Raw genomic sequence first — 22,884 nt, forward strand, 5'->3', positions numbered from 1 at the left:
CCCGGAGGAGACCGTGGTGCCCGAGCCCACGACCGACGCGCAGATCGAACCGGCCGAGCGGCGGTACGCCGAGGAACTGGCGTTCCTGGCCGCCCACGACACCGGTCCCCGGCCGCCGGGGTGGGCGCTGACGCCCCGCGCCGTCGTGACGTTCATCGTCGGCAGCGCCGGCGAGCGCCTGCGCCTGCCCGAACCCGTCGACGGGCTGCCCGCCTCCCTGGAGATCACCGCCAAGTTCGTGGGCGACCGCGGCCTCGTGGAGCGCTGCGCGGTCACCCTCGCCGGTGAGCGCGGACTGCTCCTGGTCGGCGAACCCGGCACCGCCAAGTCCATGCTCTCCGAACTGCTGGCCGCCGCCGTCGGCGGGACCGGCTCCCTCACCGTGCAGGGCACCGCCGGCACCAACGAGGAGCACCTGCGCTACGGCTGGAACTACGCCCTCCTGCTCGCGAAGGGGCCCGTCCCCGACGCGCTGGCCCCCTCCCCGGTGCTCACCGCGATGCGCACCGGCCGCATCGCCCGGGTCGAGGAGGTCACCCGCTGCCTGCCGGAGGTGCAGGACGCCCTGGTGTCCATCCTCTCCGACCGCCGCGTGTCCGTGCCCGAACTCGCCGACGACGGCACCTTCTTCGCCCGACCCGGGTTCAACGTCATCGCCACCGCGAACCTGCGCGACAGGGGCGTGTCGGAGATGAGCGCCGCCCTCAAGCGCCGCTTCAACTTCGAGGTGGTGCCGCCCATCGCCGACCTGACGGCCGAGGTGGCGCTGGTGCGCCGGCAGGCGGGCACCGCCCTGGCCCGCCACGGCCACGCCCGGCCCGTGGACGACGCGGTCCTGGAGGCACTCGTCACCGCCTTCCGCGACCTGCGTTCGGGCACCTCGGTGGAGGGGTGGCCGGTGGAGCGGCCCACCACCGTCATGAGCACCGCCGAGGCCGTCGGCGTCACCACCTCCCTCGGGTTGCAGAGCGCCTACCTGGGGGTGTCCGACCCGCTGTCGTTGCTGCCCGGCTACCTGCTGGGCACGGTCCGCAAGGACGACCCGGACGACCACGGGCGGCTGCTCGCCTACTGGGACTCCACGATCCGCCACCGGGCCGAGAACGGCGCCCGCATGTGGCAGCGCCTGTACGAGCTGCGCCATGTCCTGGGGGAGTGACGTGACCTCCACCGCCGAGGCCCCCGAGGCCGTGGTGGCGGCGTTGGCCGGGTGCGCCTCGCCGCACCTGGTGGGCGTGCGCCACCATTCGCCGGTCCTGGCCGCCGCCATGCCCGCCCTGTTGTCGGCCGCCGACCCCGACGCGGTGCTCGTCGAACTGCCCTGGGAGGCGGGGCCGTGGCTGGAGTGGCTCGCCCACCCCGACACGATCGCACCCGTCGCCCTCGTCCTGGGCGGGTCCGACGACGGCGCGCACGCCTTCTACCCGTTCGCCGACTTCTCGCCGGAACTCGCGGCGCTGCGCTGGGCGCGGGAGCACGGCGTCCCGGTGCACGCCATCGACCTGCCCGCCTCGGTGAGGGTGCCCGACACCGACGCCCCGCGCATCTCCTCGGGGCTGTCCGAGGCGATGCTGCGGGCCGCCGACGTCGCCGACGGGGAGGAACTCTGGGACCGCCTGGTCGAGGCGCGTTCCCAGGGCGCCGATCCCGAACGGATCCGCCGTGCGGCACTGGCCCTGGGCTGGGCCCACCGCGCGGCCGAACCCGACGGCCCCGGCCCGCACGACCGTGCCCGCGAGGCCTGGATGCGACGCCGGATCGCCGAGATCGGCGCCGCCCGTCCGGTGGCCGTCGTGGGCGCCTACCACGCCGCGGCCCTCCTCTCCGAGGCCGCCCGCGACACCCTGCGCCGCGCCCTCACCCCGCCCGCCGGCCCGACGCCCGCCGACCCGACGCCCGCCGACCCGACGGCCGAAGCGTGGCCCCCCGGCCGCGGAACCGAGGACCCGGGCCGGTCGTTCGCGGTGCCGGAGAGCCCGATCCCCCTGCCCGACGCGCACGAGGTGCCCGTTCCCCAACCCGGATCCCACACCGGCGGCACGGTCACCGCCCTCATCCCCTACACCTTCGCCCTCCTCGACTCCCGTTCCGGTTACCCGGCGGGCATCCGCGACCCCGAATGGCAGCAGGACGTCCACGCGGTCGCCGGTGTCCCCGAGCGGGTGGAGGCGGCGGCGATCCGCCGTCTGTCGGCGATCGGTGCCCGGCTGCGCGCCGACGGGCACGTGTGCGGTGTCCCCGACACGACCGCCGCCTATCGCATGGCCCGCGACCTGGCCGTCCTGCGCGGGTTGCCCGCTCCCGGACGCCGCGAGCTCATCGAAGCGCTCACCAGCGCCCTCGCCCAGGGCGAGCCCCTGGGGCGGGCCCGGGCCCTGGCCCGCGCCGCCCAGCGCGAACTCGTCGGCGATCGGCGAGGTCGCCCGGCACCGGACGCCCCGGCCTCCGGCCTGAGCGTGCACGTCTCCTCCCTGGTCGCCCGGTTGCGCCTGCCCGGTCCCGGCGACGAACGTCGGGAATCGCGGCTGGATCCGATGCGCTCCCCGCTGGATCGGGAACGTCACATCGCCCTGCAACGGATGGTCGCCGCGGGCATCGCCTACGGCGAGCCTCTGGACGACACGGGCCCCACCACCGACGGCGAGACCCTGGGCCGCTCCTGGAACCTCCGCTGGACCCCCTCCACCGGGGCCACCCTCGAACTCGCGGCCTGTTACGGGACGACCCTCGAACAGGTCGCCCGTGGTCGGATCGCCGCCCGACTGCGCGACCACGAAGGCGACCTCACCCCCGAACTCGCCGGGAACCTGCTCACCAGGGCCGCCGAGTGCGCGCTGCCCGACCTGGTGACCGACCTCGGCCACCGTGTCCGCGACGAGGTGCTGCCCCGGGCCGGTCTGACCGACGCCGTCACCCTGCACGACCGGCTCCAACGGATCGTCGCCGGCCGGATCCCCGGCATGCCCGAGGCCCCCGACGCACTGGTGAGGCTCCGCACCCGGTTGGCGGAGGCCGCCATCGCCTCCGTGCCCGGTATGGCGGGCAGCACCGACCGCGCCGACGCGGAGTCCTTGGTGCGGGTCGTCCGCATGGTCCAGGACCAGGCGGCCCTGCCGGGCGCCGTCGGCGTCCACCGGCTGCTGTGGCAGTTGCGCTCGCTGCTCACCGAAGGGGGAGCGCTCGCCCAGGGCGCCGCCCTGGCCGCCCTGCTCCTGCTGGAGGCCACCGACCCCGGCGAGACGGCCGCCCGCCTGGCCGGATGGGCCGACGACGCCTCCGACGGCACGGCCCTGGCCCGTCGACTCACCGGCGCGCTGGTGGTGGCCGCCCCGGTGCTGGAGTCCGACCCCGCGCTCCTGGACACCCTCACCGAACGGGTGGAGGGCTGGGACGACCCCGGTTTCCTCACCCGCCTGCCCGCGCTGCGCGAAGGATTCGACGCCCTGTCGACCGCGGCCAGGGGCCGCTTCCTGGACGCGATCACCGAACGCCTCGGTGAGGTGGACACCGACCTGACCGTGCCCCAGGCCCTGGCCGCGGCCCTCGCCGACGCCGACACCACCGCCCGCACCGCCGTGAACGCCCTCCTGCCGACCTTCCTCACCGCCCTCACCACCGACACACCCACCTTCGAGGCCGCCTCCGGGGACACCGTCGGATCGGCCGTCCCGCCGGAGGGGGCCGACCCCGCCGTCCCCCGGCCCGGGGGGTCCGCGCCGGTGGACTCCGGCGCGGTGCGCCCTCGGCCGGCCGGGGAGGACGACGCGGGGGACGGGGTGGACACGCCCAGGGCGGAGAACATGGCGATTCCTCTCGGAACACGGACCGGATCCCTTTCAGTGTCGCCTGTGGAAACGGCCCCGGGCGGGTTGTCCACAGGCCCGGTTCCCGGGGAGCGCGCCATCGGTGCCGCCGACCGGTGGCGGCTCGTCCTCGGGCGCGAACCGCAAGGGGGCTCGGCCCCGGCGCGGCGTGCCGCCCGGGCCCTGGACGAGCTCTACGGACGCGGTCACGGCGAGGGATCGCACGACCCCACCGGCGGGCGGGGCCGCTCCGAACCCGCCGCCCGGGAATGGTCGGAGGAACTCCAGGCCCTGTTCGGCCTCGACGTGCGCGAAGAGGTCCTGGGCCGGGCCGCCGAACGCGGTCGCTCCGACGTCCTCGATCACCTCGACCCCGACACCGTCACCCCCTCGGTGGACCTCCTCGAACAGGTCCTCTCCTTGGCCGGGGCCCTGCCCGAGGCCCGCTTGGTCCGGCTGCGCCCCCTGGTGAAACGCCTCACCGACCGCCTCACCGCCGAACTGGCCCGCCGCCTGCGCCCCGCGCTGTCCGGGCTGTCCGTCCCCCGGCCCACCCGCCGCCGGGGCGGTCGCCTCGACCTGGGACGCACCGTCCGCGCCAACCTCCACACCGTCCGCCCCGGGCCGGACGGTCCTCTGATCGTCCCCGAGAACCCGGTGTTCACCACCCGCGCGCGGCGCAGCGCCGACTGGCACGTGCACATCGTCGTGGACGTGTCCGGGTCGATGGAACGCTCCACGATCCACGCCGCCCTGGTCGCCGCGATCCTCCACGGCATGCCCGCGCTGAGCGTCTCCCTCACCGCCTTCTCCACCGAGGTCATCGACCTCACCGACCGGGTCCACGACCCCCTGGCCCTGTTGTTGGAGGTCTCCGTGGGCGGCGGCACCGACATCGGCGCGGGACTGGCCCACACCCGGGCGAAGGTGCGGGTGCCGAGCCGCACCATCGTCGCGCTCATCACCGACTTCGAAGAGGGCGGCAGCCTGTCGCGCACCCTCGGAGAGGTCCGCGCCCTGGCCTCGGCCGGGGTGCACCTGCTCGGCCTGGCCGCCCTCGATCACGGCGGCGCGCCGGTGTACAACCGGGCGATCGCCGCGTCGTTCGCCGATGCCGGCATGCCGGTGGCCGCCCTGGGCCCCGAACGACTGGCCGCGTGGATCGGTGAGAAGGTGCGCGGTTGACCACTCTGGAAGGACCACCGATGACCGACCGGCCCCGGATCGCCCCGGATCTGCTCGCCGCCCTGCTGGAGGCCGCCCCGGCCCGGGTGCGCCGCAAACTCGACGCCGCGCCCCGCACCGCCGAGGAGTGGCCCTGGAGCTGCGGTGACGGAACGTGGACCGTCGCCGCCGGCGGTGAGACCGTCACTCTGACCGGAACCGATCTCACCGAACCCGGACACGTCGCCTGCACCTGCCTGCTCGGTCCGCGCTGCCTGCACCTGCTCGCGGTGGCGGGCCTGCTCGACGCCGTCGAGGACGACGGACCCGTCCCGGAGACGTCCTCGACGCCCCCCGCGTCCGCGTCCACCGACCCCTTGACCGAGGTCGTCGAGGTCGATCCGGCAGGCCGGGCCGCCGCCCGCGCCGCCTGGGACGCGGCGGCCCGGATCCTCGCCGCCGGGGTGCGCTCCGCCGGTTCCGGCCCGCGCGCCGAACTCCTGCGCGCCTCCGCGCTGGCCCGCGCCGCCCACCTGCCCCGTCTGTCCGCCGCCTGCGTCGCGGTGGCCGCGGGCCCGCGCGACCACCCCACCCCGGCCTTCGACCTGTCCGCCTACGTCGCGGACCTGACCGACCTGCTCGACCTGTCCCTGCGCCTGGGCGGCGGCCCCGCCGGCGACCGGCCGCCCCCCACCCGGGCCGACGTGGGCGTGGCCCGTCGGGCCTACGGCGAGGTGGGGTCGCTGCGCCTGTACGGCCTGGGCGGGGAACGCGTCGTCACCGCCTCCGGGTACGCGGGGGTGGTCACCCACCTCGTATCGGTGTCCGACGGCGCCCCCCGGTTGTGGCGGGTCGCCGACGTCGCTCCCGGTGACGCCGATCGGGTGACCGTCGCCCACGGCTCACGCGTCTCCTTCGGCGGCATCGCCCTGAGCCACCGCGACCTGGGGCGCGGCGCCCTGATCGCGCAGCGGGCGGGGGCCTCCGCGGACGGTCGTCTCAGCGGGACGTCGGCCACCACGGCCGCCACCATCGACCCGATCCCCTGGGACGAGGGGCCCTTGGCGGCGCTCTGGGAGCGCCCCCTGGCCGACCAGGTCGCCGACGCGCTGGCGGCCCTGGCCGCCCCCACCCGCCGCAGCGGGTCCGATCTGGTCTTCGCCGGGTTCTCCGTGGTCGGACCCCACCCGGAGGGCGTGGAGGTCGTCGAGACCCGTGAGGGCCGCCCCCACGTGCTCGTAGCCGACGGCCCCCGGGACCCGCTGCGCGCCCGCAACCTGGCCCGGATCGGCCTGGACCGGGGAACGGTGCTGCGTGTCATGGCACGCCCCGTGCCCGAACGCCCGGGCCGGTTGATCCCGCTCACCGTCTCCGGGCTCACGGGCCTGCCGGACACCCGGCGCGGCCGGCTCGACGTGTCCCTGGACACCCTGAAATGGGCGGATCCCGTTCCGGCCGCCCCGACCACGGCTCCGGCACCGCTCCCGGTGCCGTCGCCGAGAGCCGAGGCGGCCCTGGCCCGGGTCCTGAGCCGGTTCGCGGAGGCGGGCCGGGAGACGGTCTCCGTCGACACCGCCGCGATCGCCCGGCTGCGCGCCCACCACCTGCCCACGGGCGCCGACCTGCTCACCGCCGTGATCGCCGCCGCCCGTGAGCGCGTGCGCACGGTGACGGGGGAGTCGGTGGTGCCGTCCCCCGACGGGGCGGCCGTGGCCTGGCTGGCCGCGTCGACCTACCTGAACGCGGTCCGCGCCCGCCTGCACGCCCTGGCCTGGGCCGGGTGAACCGTGTCAGGGGCGTCGCCAGGCCAGTACCGCCGACCACACCGCCAGGCCGGTCAGCACCAGGGCCAACGGCACGTGCGCCTGGAGCGGACCGTAGGTGCCCAACGCCGCCTGTGGGAAGCCCACCAGGAAGGCCGAAGCGCTGACCAGCAGCAACGCCCGGGGCGCTCCGGCGCCCCGGCCGGCGGAGTTCCAGTACCACAACGCCGTCAGCACCTGGAGCGCCGCCATCGCGTGCACACCGAACGCCCCGAAGTAGTGCGGCGACAGGGCGTCGTGGTTGAACGTCACCAGCTGCCCGGCCGTCGCCCCCTCCCACAGGATCGCGGCCAGGTGGGCGAGCACGGCGACGCGCACCGCCCACAAGGGTGTCGGTGTCGTGGTGGTCGTGGTGGTCCGGTCCATAGCGAGGCCTCTTTCGTCGATGGATACGGCGGACCCGGCCATTGTCCCCCCGACGGAGGCCCCCTTCCGTCCACAAGACGACACTGGCCGCATTCCGTTCCCAGGTCCCGCGCCCTTTTCCGCCCGTGAACCCCGCTACGATCGATGCCCATGTCCCGTCTCGACAGCAAGGCCGTGCTCCAGGGCCGCCGCTCCCGTCATTCGATGACCCTCTTCCTGGGTATCACCGTCAGCCTCGTGTGCATGGGGGGCATGCTCGTCTATCTGTGGCTCCTGGCCCTGGCCGGCGGTGCGGCCGCAGGGATCGACGGCGCCACCGGGTTCGTCATCGCGCTGATCGCCGCCGTCATCCCGGCCGGCATCCTGGTCCCGCTCATCCTCATGCTCGACCGCCTCGAACCCGAGCCCGGGTGGGTGCTGTTCTTCGCGTTCGTGTGGGGCGCGGGCGTGGCCGTCGTCGCGGCCCTGTTGCTCAACACCTGGGGATTCGCCAACATCACCGTTCCGATGTTCGGCCAGGAGATGGGCGACCTCCTGGGCACCTCGGTGGTGGCGCCCCTGGTCGAGGAGAGCGCCAAGGGCGCGGTGCTGCTCATCCTGCTGTGGCGGCGCCGCAACGAGATCGACACGTTCACCGACGGCGTCGTCTACGCGGCCATGGTGGCCGCCGGGTTCGCCTTCACCGAGAACATCCTGTACTTCCTCAGCGCCTTCTTCGAAGGGACCCTGGTCGCCACGTTCGCGATCCGGGGCGTCGTCGCCCCCCTCGGGCATCCGCTCTACACGGCGATGATCGGCATCGGTGTCGCGTACGCGGCGATGCGCACCGGTTTCCTCCGACTGCTCGCCCCGGTGGTCGGCTGGTTCTTCGCGGTCCTGTTCCACGGGATGTGGAACGGCGCGACCTACTTCGGCTGGACCGGTCTGGGCCTGGCCTACCTGGTGCTGTTCATCGTGCTCCTGGGGATCCTGGCGCTGGCCGCCCACGACCGTCGCGGTCAGGTCCAGGCGATCTCCCACTACCTGCCGCCCTACATCTCCACCGGGTTGGTCACCCCGGCGGACATCACCATGCTCAGCACGCTCAAGGGGCGGCGCCTGGCACGCGAATGGGCGGCGCGCAACGCCGGTCAGAAGGGCCGTGAGGCGATGCGCGAGTACCAGTTGGCGGCGACCGAGCTGGCCCTGCTGCACCAGAAGCTGGACAGGGGGACGAGCCGGGAGGACTGGAAGGTGCGCCGCGACGCTTTCCTGGCCCTGATGCACGTCTCCCGGGACGCCTTCCTGGGCCGCGTCCCCCAGCCGTTGGCCCCGGGCTGGGCCGAGCGGCCGACGGACTCGGGGTTCCTGCGCCGTGCGGACTTCGCTCAGGTCATCGCCCAGGCGCGGGCTGAACAGGAGTACCTGCCACGGCATGGTCAGGGGCCGCGCTGAGCCCTTCGCCCGCCGGCGTCAGCCGGGTGGTGGAGAAGTACAGGCGCGAGATCGCGATCCAGGTCAGGGCCGAACCCAGGACGTGCAGGACGACCAGCACCTCGGGCAGCGCCATCGCGTACTGGACGTACCCGAGGACGCCCTGGGCGATCACCACGAGGAGCAGGAGCACGGTGCTCATCCGGGTGGGGCGGCCCGCTCCGGTGCGGAAGGCCAGGACGACGGCCAGGATCGCGCAGACCAGGGTGAGCCAGGCCAGCGCCGAGTGCACCCTGGTCACGGTCTCCAACGCGAACGCCCACCGGGGCGCGGCGGCGTCGCCGCCGTGCGGGCCCGTGCCGGTGACGACGGTTCCGGCGATCAGCAGCAGGAAGCCGATGACGACCAGGCCGATGCTCAAGGTGTGCAGCATGGGGTCGACCGAGATCCGCGGCGTGCCCTCGGGTTCGCGGGAGCGCACGTACAGCGCCACCGTGACGAAGACCATCACCATGGACAGCAGGAAGTGGGCGCCCACGGAGGCGGGGTGCAGGTCGGTCCACACGGTGATGCCGCCCAGGACGCCCTGGCCCAGCACGCCGAAGGGGATGATCGCGGCCATACGCACCAGGTCCCGGCGGCGCGGCGCGGCGCGCAGGAACGCCACGAACGTGATGACGGCGACCGCCAGCACGATGAAGGTCAGGGTCCGGTTGCCGAACTCGATGGCCGCGTTGAGCGCGGCGTGCCCGGTGTCGATGGGCACGAAGCTCTCGGGCGTGCACTTGGGCCACTCCGAGCAGCCCAGGCCCGAGGAGGTCACCCGCACGGTGGCGCCGGTGACGGCGATCCCGGCGTTGACGACGATGTTGCCCAACGCCCACAGCCGCAGCGATGTCGCGGTGGGGTTCCAGATGCTGCGGGAGAGCACGATCAGGGCCAGCACGCCGGCGGCCGCGACGGCGATCTGCCATCCCCACAGGGGAACGCCGAGCAGGACGATGTCCTCCGCCGCGAACGGGGGGAGGGTGGCCACGGCGGACGCCGCGGAGACCGGGGAATCAGACATACGACAGAGCGTAGTACACGCTCCCGGGACTTCTGACCCGACCCCGCCGACCACCACCACCTGCGCCGACGTCCTCCGGTCGGGTCAGACGGAGGAGGCGGACGTACGGGTGGAGCCGGCACTCGCCGCGATGACGCAGCCCACCGCCAGCCACTGCCACACCGTCAACATCTCGCCCAGCAGGAGCAGGCCCACCAGGGCCGCGGCGGCCGGTTGCAGGCTCATCAGCACACCGAACACCCGTGGCGGCATCCGGCGCAGGGCGTTGAGCTCCAGGGTGTAGGGGACCACCGACGACAGCACGCCCACGGCCAGGCCGAACAGCAGCACCCGCCAGTCCAACAGCGACGCCCCGCCCTCGGCGATGCCCGCCGGGGCCATCAGCAGCGCGCCGACCACACTGGCGATCGCCAGCCCCGACGCCCCGTCGAAACGCCGTCCGGTCGCGGCGCTCAGCAGGATGTAGCCCGCCCAGGAGACGGCGGCCAGCACCGCGAACAGGATGCCCCAGGGATCCAGGGAGCCCGATTCCAGGCCGAGCGCGACCACGCCGAGACCGGCCAGCCCCGCCCACAGCAGGTCGACCCGGCGGCGCGACCCCAGGACCGCGATGGCCAGCGGCCCCAGGTACTCGATGGTCACCGCGATGCCCAGGGGGATGCGCGCGAACGCCTGGTAGATGAAGAAGTTCATCATGGCCAGGGCGACGCCGTAGCCGACCACCACCAGCCAGTCGCCCCGGGTGCGGGCCTTCCACGCCGGGCGCACGACCAGGCCGAGCAGGACGGCGGCGGTCAGCAGCCGCAGCCACACCACGGCGGAGGGCGGCAGCACCTCGAACAGGTTCTTGGCCACGCCCGCGCCGGTCTGTACCGAGACGATGCCGACGAGCACCAGCCACACGGGGGGTATCGCCTCCGCCGCGGTGCGCGGAGAGAACGGTGTCCTGGGAGTGGTCGGGGTGCCCATGGTCATTCATCCTATGTTTTCGGGCGCACGCTCCGCTTCCGTGGTCGTCCTTCCGCCGCCGCCCGCCTTCGTCCTTCGGTCCGACGCGGGCGCCGACACCGCCGCCCACAGCATCAGGGACCAGGCCACCAGGACGACGGACGGTTGCAGCAGGGTCATGACCAGTCCGTACACGGTCCGCTCCGCCTGATCGGTCAGGATCTGCGCCCCGATCCACAGGAACGGCAGGGCGGCGGCCGTCAGGTTGACCGCCAACGCCGCCCAGATCACGCCCGAACGGGCCGGGCGTCGCCACAGCACCAGGGCGCCGCCCACGACGAACAGGAACACGGGGGGACCGAGCAGGCGCACGGCCATGAACCAGGGAACTCCGAGGGCTTCCACGGGCGGCACTCTATCGAGCGCACCGCCGTCGCCGCCCTTGTGCCCGAGAGAATGTGCGCGAACAGTGCAAAACGGTATGACATGCTTCGGTGTTGGACCGAACTCCGTAGAACACGGGAGAGCCCTGCCCCATGTCCCGATCCCGCCGCCGCGCCGCCCCCCAGCCCGCAACGGAACGGTACGTCCCCCAATGGCCGGTTCTCGCCGGTGCCGTCGCCCTGATCCTGGTGGCCGCCATCACCGGTTACATCGGCGGACTGTTCGTCGCCGACCAGGCCGAGGCCGACACGGGCGGCGGAGTGATCACCGTCTCGGGCGTCCTCGTCGAACCCCCGGACGCGCCGGAGGACGAACCCGAACCCTCCCCGGAGGCCTCCGAGGAACCGACCCACCCGGCCGGTATCGACCCCGAGGTCGTCTACGTCCTCCAGAACGTGCACGGTGACCGGGTCATGGACGTCGCCCAGGCCGCCACCCACAACGGCGCTCCCGTCCACCTGTGGGACCGTCACGACCAGGGCAACCAGCAGTGGCGCTTCGTTCCCCTCGACGATGGCTTCTACGAGATCGAGGGCATCGGCAGCGGCAAGGTCCTCGAAGTCTCCAACGTCGCGGACGAGCCGCCCACGGCCACCCTGCTGACTCCCACCGGGGCCGCCAACCAGCACTGGACCGTCGTCGACGTCGGCGGCGGTGTGATCCGCCTGATCAACCGGGCCACCGGAAACGCCCTGGAGGGCCAGGGCGGAGCCCCCGACAACGGGACCGCGGTCGTCCAGGCCGCCGACGGCGGGCACGCCTTCCAGCAGTGGCGCCTGATCCCCCTCGGTTGAGCCGTGACGGTCAGGCGAGCAGCAGCCCGTGGACCGTCTTCCAGCAGGTCTCGTCGGCGGCGCCCAGCAGCCCCAGCGCGTCGTCGTCGGGCCGGTAGGCCGACCCGTTCGGGCGCCGGGCGACCCCGCCCAGTTCGCTCAGCAACAGCGCGCCGGGGGCGTGGTCCCATGGCAGGGTCCTGTTGAACAGCAGGAAGTCCCGCGAGCCCTCGCACAGCATCGGGTAGTCGACGGCGCAGCAGTGCGTGCCCCCGCCGATCTCCGCGAACCGGGGGAACGCCGCCTCGGCGCGCTCCCTGATCTCCGGGGCCATGAACCGGCTCATCACCGCGCCGCGCATCTCCCCGGGGTCGGTCGGCGCCGCCTCCCGGCGCAGCCGCACCCCGTCGCGCCAGGCGCCCGATCCGCGTTCGGCGACGTAGGAGCGGTCCCACTCGGGTTGCACGATCCACGCCGCGACGGTCTCGCCGCCGCGCACCAGGGCGGCCATCACGCCGTACTCCCGCCGACCCTCGACGAAGTTGCGCGTCCCGTCCAACGGGTCGACCAACCACACCACGGGCTCGGTGCGCACCGCCTCCAGCAGCGAGGGATCGGCGGAGGCGGCCTCCTCGCCCACCACGGGCACGTCCATCAGCTCGCGCAGCCGGGCCGTGATGACCTCCTCGGCCTCCCGATCGACGACGGTGACCAGTTCGCCGGGGGACTTCTCCATGACCTCGCCCTCGGCCAGGGAGCGGGCGCGGGGCAGGATGACCTCCCGGGCCGCGTCGCGCAGGATGCCGGTCACCGCGTCCATGTCGATCATGACCGCCATCCTAGGACTCCGCCCCGACACGCCCGTCGGCCCGGGTCCGTGTTCCACTCCCGTACCCGGACCGACACCGGACCGCCGCCGCACCCGCGCGAGCGGTTCCCCCGGTGTCCGCCCGTGCGGCGCCCGCCCTCACTCCCAGCGGAAGAGGCGGGCGGCGAGGACCCCGCAGACGAGGGCCCACACCGTCAGGACGGCGAACGCGCCCAGGGAGGGAGGGGAACCGTCCGTCAGCAACGCCCGCAGACCCGAACTCAGCGCGGTGATCGGCAGTGCCGAGGCCACCGTCGCCAAGGCCGACGGGAACGCGGTGATCGGGAAGAGCACCCCGCCCAGCCCCAGGAGCAGGATGTAGACCAGGTTGGCCGCGGCCAGCGTGGCCTCGGCCCGCAGCGTCCCCGCCATCAACAGGGCCAGCGAGCTGAACGCGGCGGTCGCCAGCAGCACCAGGGCGATCGCCGCCGCCACGCCGCCGAGGCTCAGGGTCGGGTTCCACCCCAGGCCCAGCGCCACGGCGCACAGCACCGCGATCTGGATGGTCTGGACGCCCAGCACCGCCAGTGTCTTGGCGGCGAGCAGGCCGAACCGGGACAGGGGGGTGGCCCCCAGCCGCTTGAGCACCCCGTAACGCCGCTCGAAACCGGTACCGATGGCCAGCCCGGTGAACGACGTGGACATGATCGCCAACGCCAGCACCCCCGGGGTGAGCGCGTCGACCCGGGAGCCCTCGCCGACGTCCAGGACGGAGGTGAGGCTGAAGCCGACCAGCAGCAGCACCGGGATGACCATGGTCAACAGGAACTGCTCGCCGTGGCGCAGCATGACCCGGAGCTCCATGCCGGCCTGCGCGCCGACCATCCGCCACATCGGCGCGGCTCCGGGCGCGGGCGCGAAAAGGGAGGGCCCGCCCGCCGGGCGCGCGCCGCTCGGGGCGGGTGCGGTGGTGCTGGAGGTGTGCTCGGTCATGATTCCCGCAGTTCCCGGCCGGTGAGTTCGAGGAAGACGTCTTCGAGGGTACGCCGTCGCACCCGCAGGTCCTCGGCCAGGACGTCGGCGGACGCGCACCAGGCGGTCACCGTGGCCAGGAAGCCCGGGCCCAGCGCCGCGGGGTCGTCGGTGCCGATGACGTACTCGCGTCGCCCCCCGACCCCGTGGGCGGAGGAGATCCGGCTGCCGGCGGGCAGGGCGGCGCGCAGGGTGTCGGTGTCGATGGGGGAGGCGGTGGAGAAGCACACCTCACGGCGACCGCCCGCCAGCTCCGCGGGGGTGCCCTCGGCCACGACCTCGCCCCGGTCGATGATGACCACGTGGTCGGCCAGCCGTTCGGCCTCCTCCATGTGGTGGGTGGTGAGGATGACGGCGACGCCGGCCTCGCGCAGTTCCGAGACCAGGTCCCAGGTGGCGATCCGGGCCTGGGGGTCCAGGCCGGCGGTGGGTTCGTCGAGGAAGACCAGCTCGGGGCGGCCGATCACGGCACAGGCCAGCGACAGGCGCTGCTGTTGGCCGCCGGACAGACGACGGAACGGGGTGCGTCCCACCGAGGTCAGCCCCAGCCGCTCCAACAAGAGGTCGGGAGGGACGGGGGAGGAGTGGAAGGAGGCCATCAGACGCAGCCATTCGGCGGCGCGCGCGCCGGTGGGGACGCCACCGGACTGGGGCATGACCCCGACCCTGGGCTTGAGGGCGCCGGCGTCGGTGACCGGGTCCATCCCCAGGACCCGCACCCGCCCGCCGTCGGCGCGGCGGAAGCCCTCGCAGATCTCGATGGTGCTGGTCTTGCCCGCGCCGTTGGGGCCGAGGAGCGCGGTCACCGCGCCCCGGCGTGCCCGGAAGGTGAGGCCGGATACGGCGGTGGTGGCGCCGTAGCGCTTGACCAGATCGACGACCTCGACCGCGGCTGTGTCCATGGCTCCTGAGTTTACGTGCGCTCACGCGGGGCGTTCCACCGCCCTGCGGGCACCGGGGCCGGGGGTCGTTCGGGCGCGTTCCGGTTCGTCCGCATCGTGGGATTCGCTTCTCGGTACGCGAGACGAACGATGTGTCCCCGGGTGACCTGCGTTTTTCCCCTCCGGGTTTCGGTGCGATGAACTCCCTGTTAGGCAAGCCTGACCTTCGTGACGAAAGGCATGAATGCGGGTTTGCCACGGTGGACTTATTTACGCCACACTGATGTTGTCTAAACCAGGAGCCGCAGTCCGAAGGGGGAGGGGAACGTCGTGCCCGACGCCATCAACGTACCCCGGCCCCTGACCGGACCGGAGCGCGGTGCCGAGACCGGTACCCGTGCCCGTGTCGCCCGGCTCATTCTGGAGCAGGGTCCGATCACCGCCTCCGCGTTGGGGGAGCGGCTCGGTCTGACTCCGGCGGCGATCCGCCGCCATCTCGACAACCTGACCGGCGAGGGCATGATCGAGGCCCGCGACGCCCGACCCCCGGGTGGCCGACGCGGCAGGGGTCGTCCCGCGCGCGTGTTCGCCATCACCGAGGCCGGTCGCGACGCCTTCGTCCACGCCTACGACGACCTCGCCACCAGCGCGCTCCGCTTCCTCGCTGAGGCCGCCGGCCCCGACGCGGTCGGGGAGTTCGCCCGCAGTCAGGTCGCCGACCTGGAGAGGCGCTACAAGCCGATGCTCGACGCCGTTCCACCCGAACACCGCGTCCGGCTGCTGGCCGAGGCCCTGTCCAACGACGGCTACGCCGCCACCGCCGGCCGGGCACCGGCCCCCGGAGGCGGCGACCAGTTGTGCCAGCACCATTGTCCTGTCGCCCACGTGGCAGCCGAGTTCCCGCAACTCTGCGAGGCCGAGATCGAGGCCTTCTCACGGCTTCTGGGCACCCCGGTGCGCAGGTTGGCCACCATCGCCCACGGCGATGGTGTGTGCACCACGCACGTCACCCCTCGGGGTGAGGGGGCGGGCGGGGACGGCCACGCCCCCGCGACCACCAGCGCCCGCCGCACGGCGGGCGGAGGATTGCAACACCACTAGGACGTCTGAGTCCAGGAGGAGTCCGCGCATGACGTCTATCGCGCATCCCGAACTCGAAGGGATCGGCAACTATGAGTACGGCTGGGCCGACTCGGACCAGGCCGGTTCATCGGCCCGCCGCGGTCTGAACGAAGAGGTCGTCCGCGACATCTCCGCCAAGAAGGACGAGGCGGAGTGGATGACGAAGCTCCGTCTCAAGTCGCTGAAGCTCTTCGACAAGAAGCCCATGCCCCACTGGGGTGCGGACCTGTCCAAGATCGACTTCGACAACATCAAGTACTTCGTGCGGTCCACGGAGAAGCAGGCCACCTCCTGGGAGGAACTGCCCGAGGACATCAAGAACACCTACGACAGGCTGGGCATCCCCGAGGCGGAGAAGCAGCGCCTGGTCGCCGGTGTCGCCGCGCAGTACGAGTCCGAGGTCGTCTACCACCAGATCCGTGAGGACCTGGAGGAGCAGGGCGTCATCTTCCTGGACACCGACACCGCGCTCAAGGAGCACCCGGAGCTGTTCCAGGAGTACTTCGGCACGGTCATCCCGGCCGGCGACAACAAGTTCGCCGCGCTCAACACCGCCGTGTGGAGCGGCGGGTCCTTCATCTACGTTCCCAAGAACGTGCACGTGGAGATCCCGCTCCAGGCCTACTTCCGGATCAACACCGAGAACATGGGCCAGTTCGAGCGCACGCTGATCATCGTCGACGAGGGCGCCTACGTCCACTACGTCGAGGGCTGCACCGCGCCGATCTACAAGTCGGACTCGCTGCACTCCGCGGTCGTCGAGATCATCGTCAAGAAGAACGCCCGCTGCCGTTACACGACCATCCAGAACTGGTCGAACAACGTCTTCAACCTGGTCACCAAGCGCGCCGTCGCCGAAGAGGGCGCCACCATGGAGTGGGTCGACGGCAACATCGGTTCCCAGGTGACCATGAAGTACCCGGCCGTCTACCTGATGGGCGAGCACGCCAAGGGCGAGACCCTGTCCATCGCCTTCGCCGGCGAGGGCCAGCACCAGGACACCGGTTCCAAGATGGTGCACTGCGCGCCCAACACCTCCTCCACCATCATCTCCAAGTCGGTGGCCCGCGGCGGTGGCCGCGCCTCCTACCGGGGCCTGGTGCAGGTGCAGGAGGGCGCCCACAACGCCAAGTCCTCCGTCAAGTGCGACGCGCTGCTGATCGACACCATCAGCCGCTCGGACACCTACCCCTACAACGACCTGCGCGAGGACGACGCCGAACTCGCGCACGAGGCGACCGTCTCCAAGGTCAGCGAGGACCAGCTCTTCTACCTGATGAGCCGGGGCATGAACGAGGACGAGGCCATGGCGATGATCGTGCGAGGGTTCGTCGAGCCCATCGCGCGCGAGCTGCCCATGGAGTACGCGCTGGAACTGAACCGGCTGATCGAGCTTCAGATGGAAGGAGCGGTTGGTTAAGTTGACCGGCCCGAGCATCGAACCCAAGGCCCACAGCCATGGCCTCGGGGACATCCCGTTCTCCAAGCTCGCGACCCACGGGTCCTTCGACGTGAACGACTTCCCCGTCCCCAACGGCCGTGAGGAGGAGTGGCGGTTCACCCCGCTGCGCCGCCTCAAGGGCCTGCACGACGGTAGCGTCGTCGCCGACGGCACCGACGAACTCGACATCGACGCCCCCGAGGGCGTCACCGTCGAGACCGTCGGCCGCGACGACGCCCGTCTGGGCACGGCCGGTACCCCGGCCGACCGCGTCATCGCCCAGGCCTACTCGTCCTTCGAGCAGGCCACCGTGGTCACCGTCGCCCGGGGCACCGCCCTGGAACGTCCGATCACGATCCACCGCCGGGCCCAGGGCGGCACCCGCTACGACCAGTTCGTCATCGAGGTCCAGCCGCTGGCCGAGGCGATCGTCATCCTCAAACAGACCGGTACCGGTGTGCGCGCCGGCAGCGTCGACGTCCACGTCGGCGAGGGCGCCCGTCTGACCCTGGTCAGCCTCCAGGACTGGGACCGCGACGCCGTCGACGTCACCCAGCACAACGCCCAGATCGACAAGGACGCCACGTTCAAGTCGATCGTCGTCACGCTCGGCGGCGACCTGGTCCGTCTCTCCCCGAAGGTGGCCTACAAGGGGCGCGGCGGCAACGCCGAACTCCACGGCCTGTACTTCACCGGCGACGGCCAGCACCACGAGCACCGCTCGCTCATCGACCACAACGTCTCCAACACCCGCTCGCGGGTGGAGTACAAGGGCGCGTTGAGCGGCAAGGGTGCCCACGGTGTGTGGATCGGCGACGTCATCATCGGCGTGGGCACCACCGGGACGGACTCCTACGAGCACAACCGCAACCTCCAGCTCACCGACGACACCCGCGTGGACTCGGTGCCGAACCTGGAGATCTTCACCGGTGAGGTGGAGGGTGCCGGCCACGCCGCCGCCAGCGGTCGTCTCGACGACATCCACCTGTTCTACCTGCGCTCGCGCGGTATCCCGGAGGAGGAGGCCCGCCGCCTCGTCATCCGCGGCTACTTCCTGGAGCTCATCGGCCGCATCCCGGTCGAGGAACTCGCCGAGGAGATCATGGTCAAGGTCGAGCGGAAGCTGGCCGCACATGAGTGACACCGGTCGCTGGGTGAAGGTCGCCGAGCTCGCCGAGATCCCCGAGGAGGGGGTCCTCGGGATCGAGACCGACGACGAGACGCCCATCGCACTGGTCCGGAGCGAGGGCGAGGTCTTCGCGCTGCGGGACGTGTGCTCGCACGCGGAGGTCCGACTGTCCGAGGGCGAGGTCGAGGACGGCACCATCGAGTGCTGGCTGCACGGTTCGTGCTTCGACCTGCGTTCGGGCGCGCCGATCAACCCGCCCGCCACTCGACCGGTCCCCACCTATGACGTGAAGATCGACGGCGACGACGTGCTCGTTTCGCTGGATGAGAAGAATTCCTGAGGCCTGAAATGACGAAGTTCGAAATCCGCGGTCTGCGTGCCGACGTCCTCATCGGTGAGGACGAGCGCAGCGAGATCCTCAAGGGCGTCGACCTCACCATCAACTCCGGTGAGACCCACGCCATCATGGGCCCCAACGGCTCCGGCAAGTCCACCCTGGCCTACGCCATCGCCGGTCACCCGCGCTACGAGATCACCGAGGGCGAGGTCCTCCTCGACGGTGAGAACCTCCTCGACATGAGCGTCGACGAGCGCGCTCGCGCCGGCGTGTTCCTGGCCATGCAGTACCCGGTCGAGGTCCCCGGCGTGTCCATGTCCAACTTCCTGCGCAGCTCCGTGACCGCGGTGCGCGGCGAGGCGCCCAAGCTCCGCCAGTTCTCCAAGGAACTCCAGGGCGCGATGAAGGACCTGTCCATCGACTCGGCGTTCGCCGCCCGCGGCGTCAACGAGGGTTTCTCCGGCGGTGAGAAGAAGCGCCACGAGATCCTCCAGCTGGAGCTGCTCAAGCCGAAGATCGCGATCCTGGACGAGACCGACTCCGGCCTGGACGTCGACGCGCTGAAGGTCGTCTCCGAGGGCGTCAACCGCGCCAAGGAGAACAACGAGCTGGGCGTCATGCTCATCACGCACTACACCCGGATCCTCAACTACGTGAAGCCCGACTTCGTGCACGTCTTCGCGCACGGGCGCATCGCCGAGTCCGGCGGCCCCGAACTCGCCGACACGCTGGAGTCCGAGGGCTACGAGCGTTTCGTGAAGGCGGGCGCGTAACCCATGACCACGGTCCGCGAGTTCGGTGGGGCCGGTTCCGGCCCGCTCGACGTCGCGGCGATCCGGGAGGATTTCCCGATCCTCTCCCGGACCGTCCGTGACGGGCGCCCGCTGGTGTACCTCGATTCCGGGGCCACCTCGCAAAAGCCCCGTCAGGTGCTGGACGCCGAGCGTGAGTTCTACGAACGCCACAACGCGGCGGTGCACCGTGGCGCGCACCAGCTCGCGGAGGAGGCGACCGACGCCTACGAGGCGGCGCGTGAGACCATCGCCCGGTTCATCGGGGGCGACGTCGGCGAGGTGGTGTTCACCAAGAACGCCACCGAGGCGATCAACCTCGTGTCCTACGCGATGGGCAACGCCGCCACGGCCGACGAGGGGCTGCGGCGCTTCCAGGTGGGGCCCGGCGACGAGATCGTCGTGACCGAGATGGAGCACCACGCCAACCTGGTGCCCTGGCAGGAACTGTGCCGTCGCACCGGGGCCACCCTGCGGTGGTTCCCGGTGACGGCCCAGGGCCGGCTGGACCTCTCGGACATCGACGAACTGGTCAACGAGCGCACCAAGGTGGTCGCCTTCGCCCACCAGTCCAACGTGCTGGGCACCGTCAACCCGGTGGCCGACATCGTCGCCCGGGCCCGAGAGGTCGGTGCCCTGACGGTGCTGGACGCCTGTCAGTCGGTGCCGCACATGCCGGTGGACGTGGTGGCGCTGGGCGTGGACTTCCTGGCCTTCTCCGGTCACAAGATGCTCGGTCCCAACGGCATCGGCGTCCTCTGGGGGCGCCGGGAGCTGCTGGAGGCCATGCCGCCGTTCATCACCGGCGGGTCCATGATCGGCGTCGTCCACATGGAGTACTCCACGTGGGCCGAGCCGCCGCAGCGGTTCGAGGCCGGTGTGCCGATGGCCCCACAGGCGGTCGCCCTGGCCGCGGCCTGCGACTACCTGTCGGCCGTGGGCATGGACCGGATCGCCGACCACGAGCACACGCTGGTGGAGTACGCGCTCAAGGAGCTGGGCGCCGTCGAGGGGCTGCGGATCATCGGCCCCGCCGAGGCCGTCGACCGCGGCGGCGCGGTGTCCTTCGAGGTGGAGGGCATCCACCCGCACGACCTCGGGCAGGTGCTCGACGACCGTGGGGTGGAGGTCCGGGTGGGTCACCACTGCGCCTGGCCCCTGCACCGCAAGTTGGGCGTCATCGCGTCCACCCGGGCGTCGTTCTACCTCTACAACACCACGGAGGACGTGGACGCGCTCGTGTCGGCCGTCAAGGTCGCGCAGGAGTTCTTCGGAACCCGGGGTTAGGGCCGCGCACCCGAACCCCGACACGACGCGACCCCGGAACGAGGAACACCCTGACATGCAGCTGGACGCGATGTACCAGGAGATCATCCTGGACCACTACCGGAACCCGCACCACAAGGGGCTGCGGGAGCCGCACAACGCCGAGGCCCACCACATCAACCCCACCTGTGGGGACGAGGTGACGCTCCGCGTGGCGCTGACCTCGGCGGAGGGGAGCCCGCTCGACGACCGCGCGGTCGTCAGCGACGTCTCCTACGAGGGCATGGGCTGTTCGATCAGCCAGGCCAGCACCTCGGTGCTGACCGACCTGCTGATCGGACGCACGGTGGCCGAGGGGATGCGGACCCTGGAGGCATTCACCGAGCTGATGCACTCCAAGGGCAAGGGCGAACCCGACGAGGAGGTCCTGGAGGACGCGGTGGCGTTCTCCGGGGTGTCCAAGTACCCGGCCCGGATCAAGTGCGCCCTCCTCGGATGGATGGCGTGGAAGGACGCGGTATCGCAGTCCCTGGAGAAGGAAGGCGTTTGACCCGATGAGCGAGAACGAGACCACCACGACCGAGGCCGCGCCGGCCGAGGTCCCCCTGTCCCCCGAGGCCGAGGCGCTCGTCGGGGAGATCGCCGAGGCGCTCAAGGACGTCATCGACCCCGAACTCGGCGTCAACGTCGTCGACCTGGGACTGCTGTACGGGGTGAACGCCGACGACGCGGTGATCACCCTGGACATGACCCTGACCAGTGCCGCCTGCCCTCTCACCGACGTGATCGAGGACCAGGCCGTGAGCGCGCTGGACGAGTTCGAGCGCGAGGTCAAGATCAACTGGGTCTGGATGCCGCCGTGGGGCCCGGACAAGATCACCGACGACGGTCGTGACCAGCTGCGCATGCTGGGCTTCAACGTGTAGAGGTCGTTCGACGGCGACGGGCCGGGCACCCTTACGGGGCCCGGCCCGTCGCCGTGTCGGCGTACCCGGGCGATGAGCCCCGGGACCACGAGGCCGGGGGGCCGGGCGAACGGGTCCGTGCGCCCGCCCGGCAGGAGGGCCGCGCACACCGGGGCGAGCGGGATCTGCCCGGCCCGTGCCACGCCGATCGTGCCCCTGCCGCTGTGCCACGGCACGCATCCGCCGAACCGGCCGACCAGGGCGAGGTAGGCCGATCCGGCCGACACGGAGGAGGTCGGCCCGGCCGGTTCCAGGGCCGGGCCGGTGGCAGGCGGGCGCGTCGGGGCCGCAGGAGGCCGCCGAGGGGGTGCGGCGACCGCCGTGCCTCCCCTTCCGCCCGTTCCCGCTCTCCGGGCGTGAGGGGGCCGTGTAGGCCGCTCTCAGTGCGTGGTGGCGGGCGAGGGTGGGCAGGAGGGCGGCGGAGGTTCGGGGACACGGTTCAGAAGGGACCGCAGGCGTCGGTGAGCCCGGCCAGCGCGTGGACCTCCATCGCCACCTCCTCGGGGGACTCGACGGGTCGGCTGAAGGACAGCCGGACGTCGTGGTCGCCGTCGGGGGCCTCGAAACGCAGGGTCATGCCGTAGCGGTCCACCCCCAGGGGGCGCGGCCGGGACAGGGGGACCGGGGCGGGGCAGGCCCCGGCCAAGGCCATGAGCAGGTCCGGGTGGTCCTCCTCCAGGTGACGCAGCCAGGGGCCCTCCCACCGGCCCAGCGGGTCCGGCAGGGCCCGGACGAACTCGTCGGTGCCGAGCAGGTGACAGCCCTCGGTGTCGGAGTGCACCACCAGGTAGGGCTCCAGGACGACCATGGTGCGGCCGTGGCCGATGTCGAGCAGGCGCTCGTCGGGGTCGTCGCGGATCAGTCGCAGGGCGCGCATGCGCGCCGTCGCCTCGTCCAGGGCGGTGAGGGTGCCGCTGATCCACAGCAGGGAGCGCGTGGGGTCGCGCAGGGCGACGGCGCCGGTGTCCGTGAACTCCACGGTGGCCGCGGTGCGCCCCCGGGCCATCTCGTCCAGCAGGTGATGGCGGTCGGGGAGCAGCAGGCTCACCGTGCCTCCGCGGTGCACGTGGCAGGCCGGGTCGACGAGGTGGAGGGTGCCGCCCTGGGTCGTGACGGTGGCGGGGTTGGGTCGGGCCAGGACCGCGCGGGCGCGCTCGGCGGGCGAGGGGGCCAGGTGTCGGGAAGTGTGCAGGGGAACCACCTCAACTGTTATTAGGTAAGGCTAACCTACAAGAACGGTGAGGTGGAGGGAAAGCCCCGGAGGGTAAAAAAACAGGCCCCGGGCCGGGGCCCGGAGCCTGCTCTCCGT

21 protein-coding genes are annotated in these 22,884 nt (G+C 72.1%); 13 read left to right on the forward strand and 8 right to left on the reverse strand.

Translation table 11 applies throughout. From position 1 onward, the window contains the following. Positions 1–16: 16 nt before the first annotated feature. Genes RM479_RS18370 through RM479_RS18380 form a run of 3 tightly spaced genes read left to right on the forward strand, consistent with a single transcriptional unit; the run spans position 17 to position 6,751 of the window. A complete protein-coding gene (locus RM479_RS18370) occupies positions 17–1,159 on the forward strand; it encodes an ATP-binding protein (RefSeq protein WP_311512950.1) in 1,143 nt (380 codons plus the stop codon). A gap of 1 nt (position 1,160) precedes the next feature. Further along, entirely contained in the window at positions 1,161–4,988 is a 3,828-nt protein-coding gene (locus tag RM479_RS18375) for a DUF5682 family protein (protein ID WP_311512951.1), read from the forward strand. Continuing rightward, on the forward strand, positions 4,985–6,751 hold the full coding sequence (locus tag RM479_RS18380) for a hypothetical protein (RefSeq protein WP_311512952.1): 1,767 nt from the start codon (positions 4,985–4,987) through the stop codon (positions 6,749–6,751). Before RM479_RS18375 ends, RM479_RS18380 begins: the two co-directional genes overlap by 4 nt. Before the next feature lie 6 nt (positions 6,752–6,757). Here the strand turns inward: RM479_RS18380 and RM479_RS18385 are convergent, their stop codons facing one another. After that, on the reverse strand, positions 6,758–7,156 hold the full coding sequence (locus RM479_RS18385) for a hypothetical protein (protein WP_311512953.1): 399 nt from the start codon (positions 7,154–7,156) through the stop codon (positions 6,758–6,760). 150 nt (positions 7,157–7,306) lie between these two features. Here RM479_RS18385 and RM479_RS18390 point away from each other — a divergent pair, with 150 nt between their 5' ends. Next, positions 7,307–8,590, forward strand: a complete 1,284-nt coding sequence (locus RM479_RS18390) for a PrsW family intramembrane metalloprotease (RefSeq protein ID WP_311512954.1) — start codon at positions 7,307–7,309, stop codon at positions 8,588–8,590. Here RM479_RS18390 and RM479_RS18395 read toward each other — a convergent pair. The 3 genes from RM479_RS18395 to RM479_RS18405 form a co-directional block, all read right to left on the reverse strand. Continuing rightward, a complete protein-coding gene (locus RM479_RS18395; protein ID WP_311512955.1) occupies positions 8,529–9,638 on the reverse strand; it encodes a COX15/CtaA family protein in 1,110 nt (369 codons plus the stop codon). The genes RM479_RS18390 and RM479_RS18395 overlap by 62 nt on opposite strands. 84 nt (positions 9,639–9,722) lie before the next feature. Continuing rightward, the gene (locus tag RM479_RS18400; RefSeq protein WP_311513005.1) at positions 9,723–10,607 is read right to left on the reverse strand and encodes an EamA family transporter; all 885 of its coding nucleotides are present in this window, start codon (positions 10,605–10,607) and stop codon (positions 9,723–9,725) included. Positions 10,608–10,613: 6 nt separating this feature from the next. After that, positions 10,614–10,991: a hypothetical protein gene (locus tag RM479_RS18405; protein ID WP_311512956.1), complete on the reverse strand. Its 378-nt coding sequence runs from the start codon at positions 10,989–10,991 to the stop codon at positions 10,614–10,616. A gap of 131 nt (positions 10,992–11,122) precedes the next feature. Between RM479_RS18405 and RM479_RS18410 the strand changes: the two genes are divergently transcribed. Next, positions 11,123–11,824, forward strand: coding sequence for an RICIN domain-containing protein (locus tag RM479_RS18410; protein ID WP_311512957.1), 702 nt, complete (start codon positions 11,123–11,125; stop codon positions 11,822–11,824). Between the two features lie 10 nt (positions 11,825–11,834). Here the strand turns inward: RM479_RS18410 and RM479_RS18415 are convergent, their stop codons facing one another. The 3 genes from RM479_RS18415 to RM479_RS18425 all read right to left on the reverse strand — a co-directional run bounded on the left by RM479_RS18415 (position 11,835) and on the right by RM479_RS18425 (position 14,545). Continuing rightward, positions 11,835–12,632: an inositol monophosphatase family protein gene (locus tag RM479_RS18415; protein ID WP_311512958.1), complete on the reverse strand. Its 798-nt coding sequence runs from the start codon at positions 12,630–12,632 to the stop codon at positions 11,835–11,837. Positions 12,633–12,770: 138 nt separating this feature from the next. After that, positions 12,771–13,604 carry an ABC transporter permease gene (locus tag RM479_RS18420; RefSeq protein ID WP_311512959.1) on the reverse strand — a complete coding sequence of 278 codons (834 nt, stop codon included), beginning with the start codon at positions 13,602–13,604 and terminating at the stop codon, positions 12,771–12,773. Next, positions 13,601–14,545, reverse strand: coding sequence for an ABC transporter ATP-binding protein (locus RM479_RS18425; protein ID WP_311512960.1), 945 nt, complete (start codon positions 14,543–14,545; stop codon positions 13,601–13,603). Before RM479_RS18425 ends, RM479_RS18420 begins: the two co-directional genes overlap by 4 nt. 309 nt (positions 14,546–14,854) lie before the next feature. Here RM479_RS18425 and RM479_RS18430 point away from each other — a divergent pair, with 309 nt between their 5' ends. The 8 genes from RM479_RS18430 to RM479_RS18465 are packed head-to-tail and all read left to right on the forward strand — an operon-like array spanning position 14,855 to position 21,536. Continuing rightward, the gene (locus RM479_RS18430; protein WP_311512961.1) at positions 14,855–15,625 is read left to right on the forward strand and encodes a helix-turn-helix transcriptional regulator; all 771 of its coding nucleotides are present in this window, start codon (positions 14,855–14,857) and stop codon (positions 15,623–15,625) included. A gap of 28 nt (positions 15,626–15,653) precedes the next feature. After that, positions 15,654–17,066 (forward strand): Fe-S cluster assembly protein SufB, encoded by a 1,413-nt coding sequence (gene sufB, locus RM479_RS18435; protein WP_311512962.1) that lies wholly within the window; start codon positions 15,654–15,656, stop codon positions 17,064–17,066. 1 nt (position 17,067) lies between these two features. After that, on the forward strand, positions 17,068–18,228 hold the full coding sequence (gene sufD, locus RM479_RS18440; protein ID WP_311512963.1) for a Fe-S cluster assembly protein SufD: 1,161 nt from the start codon (positions 17,068–17,070) through the stop codon (positions 18,226–18,228). Beyond that, a complete protein-coding gene (locus tag RM479_RS18445; RefSeq protein WP_274811456.1) occupies positions 18,221–18,556 on the forward strand; it encodes a non-heme iron oxygenase ferredoxin subunit in 336 nt (111 codons plus the stop codon). Before sufD ends, RM479_RS18445 begins: the two co-directional genes overlap by 8 nt. A gap of 8 nt (positions 18,557–18,564) precedes the next feature. Further along, positions 18,565–19,326: a Fe-S cluster assembly ATPase SufC gene (gene sufC / locus RM479_RS18450; RefSeq protein ID WP_311512964.1), complete on the forward strand. Its 762-nt coding sequence runs from the start codon at positions 18,565–18,567 to the stop codon at positions 19,324–19,326. 3 nt (positions 19,327–19,329) lie between these two features. After that, complete coding sequence (locus RM479_RS18455; protein WP_311512965.1) at positions 19,330–20,631, forward strand: cysteine desulfurase; 1,302 nt, start codon at positions 19,330–19,332, stop codon at positions 20,629–20,631. 55 nt (positions 20,632–20,686) lie between these two features. Further along, complete coding sequence (sufU, locus tag RM479_RS18460) at positions 20,687–21,160, forward strand: Fe-S cluster assembly sulfur transfer protein SufU (protein ID WP_311512966.1); 474 nt, start codon at positions 20,687–20,689, stop codon at positions 21,158–21,160. A gap of 4 nt (positions 21,161–21,164) precedes the next feature. Next, complete coding sequence (locus tag RM479_RS18465; RefSeq protein ID WP_311512967.1) at positions 21,165–21,536, forward strand: metal-sulfur cluster assembly factor; 372 nt, start codon at positions 21,165–21,167, stop codon at positions 21,534–21,536. A 478-nt stretch (positions 21,537–22,014) separates the two neighbouring features. Here the strand turns inward: RM479_RS18465 and RM479_RS18470 are convergent, their stop codons facing one another. After that, a complete protein-coding gene (locus tag RM479_RS18470) occupies positions 22,015–22,776 on the reverse strand; it encodes a DUF2470 domain-containing protein (protein ID WP_311512968.1) in 762 nt (253 codons plus the stop codon). Positions 22,777–22,884 lie beyond the last annotated feature (108 nt).

Source organism: Nocardiopsis lambiniae, from assembly GCF_031845465.1.
Lineage (GTDB): Bacteria > Actinomycetota > Actinomycetes > Streptosporangiales > Streptosporangiaceae > Nocardiopsis > Nocardiopsis lambiniae.

Coding starts and splice junctions, on each gene's coding strand:
- RM479_RS18390 (WP_311512954.1), top strand. CDS start 7,307: ATGTCCCGTCTCGACAGCAAGGCCGTGCTCCAGGGCCGCCGCTCCCGT.
- RM479_RS18415 (WP_311512958.1), bottom strand. CDS start 12,632: ATGATCGACATGGACGCGGTGACCGGCATCCTGCGCGACGCGGCCCGG.
- RM479_RS18395 (WP_311512955.1), bottom strand. CDS start 9,638: ATGTCTGATTCCCCGGTCTCCGCGGCGTCCGCCGTGGCCACCCTCCCC.
- RM479_RS18410 (WP_311512957.1), top strand. CDS start 11,123: ATGTCCCGATCCCGCCGCCGCGCCGCCCCCCAGCCCGCAACGGAACGG.
- RM479_RS18445 (WP_274811456.1), top strand. CDS start 18,221: ATGAGTGACACCGGTCGCTGGGTGAAGGTCGCCGAGCTCGCCGAGATC.
- RM479_RS18385 (WP_311512953.1), bottom strand. CDS start 7,156: ATGGACCGGACCACCACGACCACCACGACACCGACACCCTTGTGGGCG.
- sufC (WP_311512964.1), top strand. CDS start 18,565: ATGACGAAGTTCGAAATCCGCGGTCTGCGTGCCGACGTCCTCATCGGT.
- RM479_RS18400 (WP_311513005.1), bottom strand. CDS start 10,607: ATGGGCACCCCGACCACTCCCAGGACACCGTTCTCTCCGCGCACCGCG.
- RM479_RS18455 (WP_311512965.1), top strand. CDS start 19,330: ATGACCACGGTCCGCGAGTTCGGTGGGGCCGGTTCCGGCCCGCTCGAC.
- RM479_RS18465 (WP_311512967.1), top strand. CDS start 21,165: ATGAGCGAGAACGAGACCACCACGACCGAGGCCGCGCCGGCCGAGGTC.
- sufB (WP_311512962.1), top strand. CDS start 15,654: ATGACGTCTATCGCGCATCCCGAACTCGAAGGGATCGGCAACTATGAG.
- RM479_RS18425 (WP_311512960.1), bottom strand. CDS start 14,545: ATGGACACAGCCGCGGTCGAGGTCGTCGATCTGGTCAAGCGCTACGGC.
- RM479_RS18420 (WP_311512959.1), bottom strand. CDS start 13,604: ATGACCGAGCACACCTCCAGCACCACCGCACCCGCCCCGAGCGGCGCG.
- sufU (WP_311512966.1), top strand. CDS start 20,687: ATGCAGCTGGACGCGATGTACCAGGAGATCATCCTGGACCACTACCGG.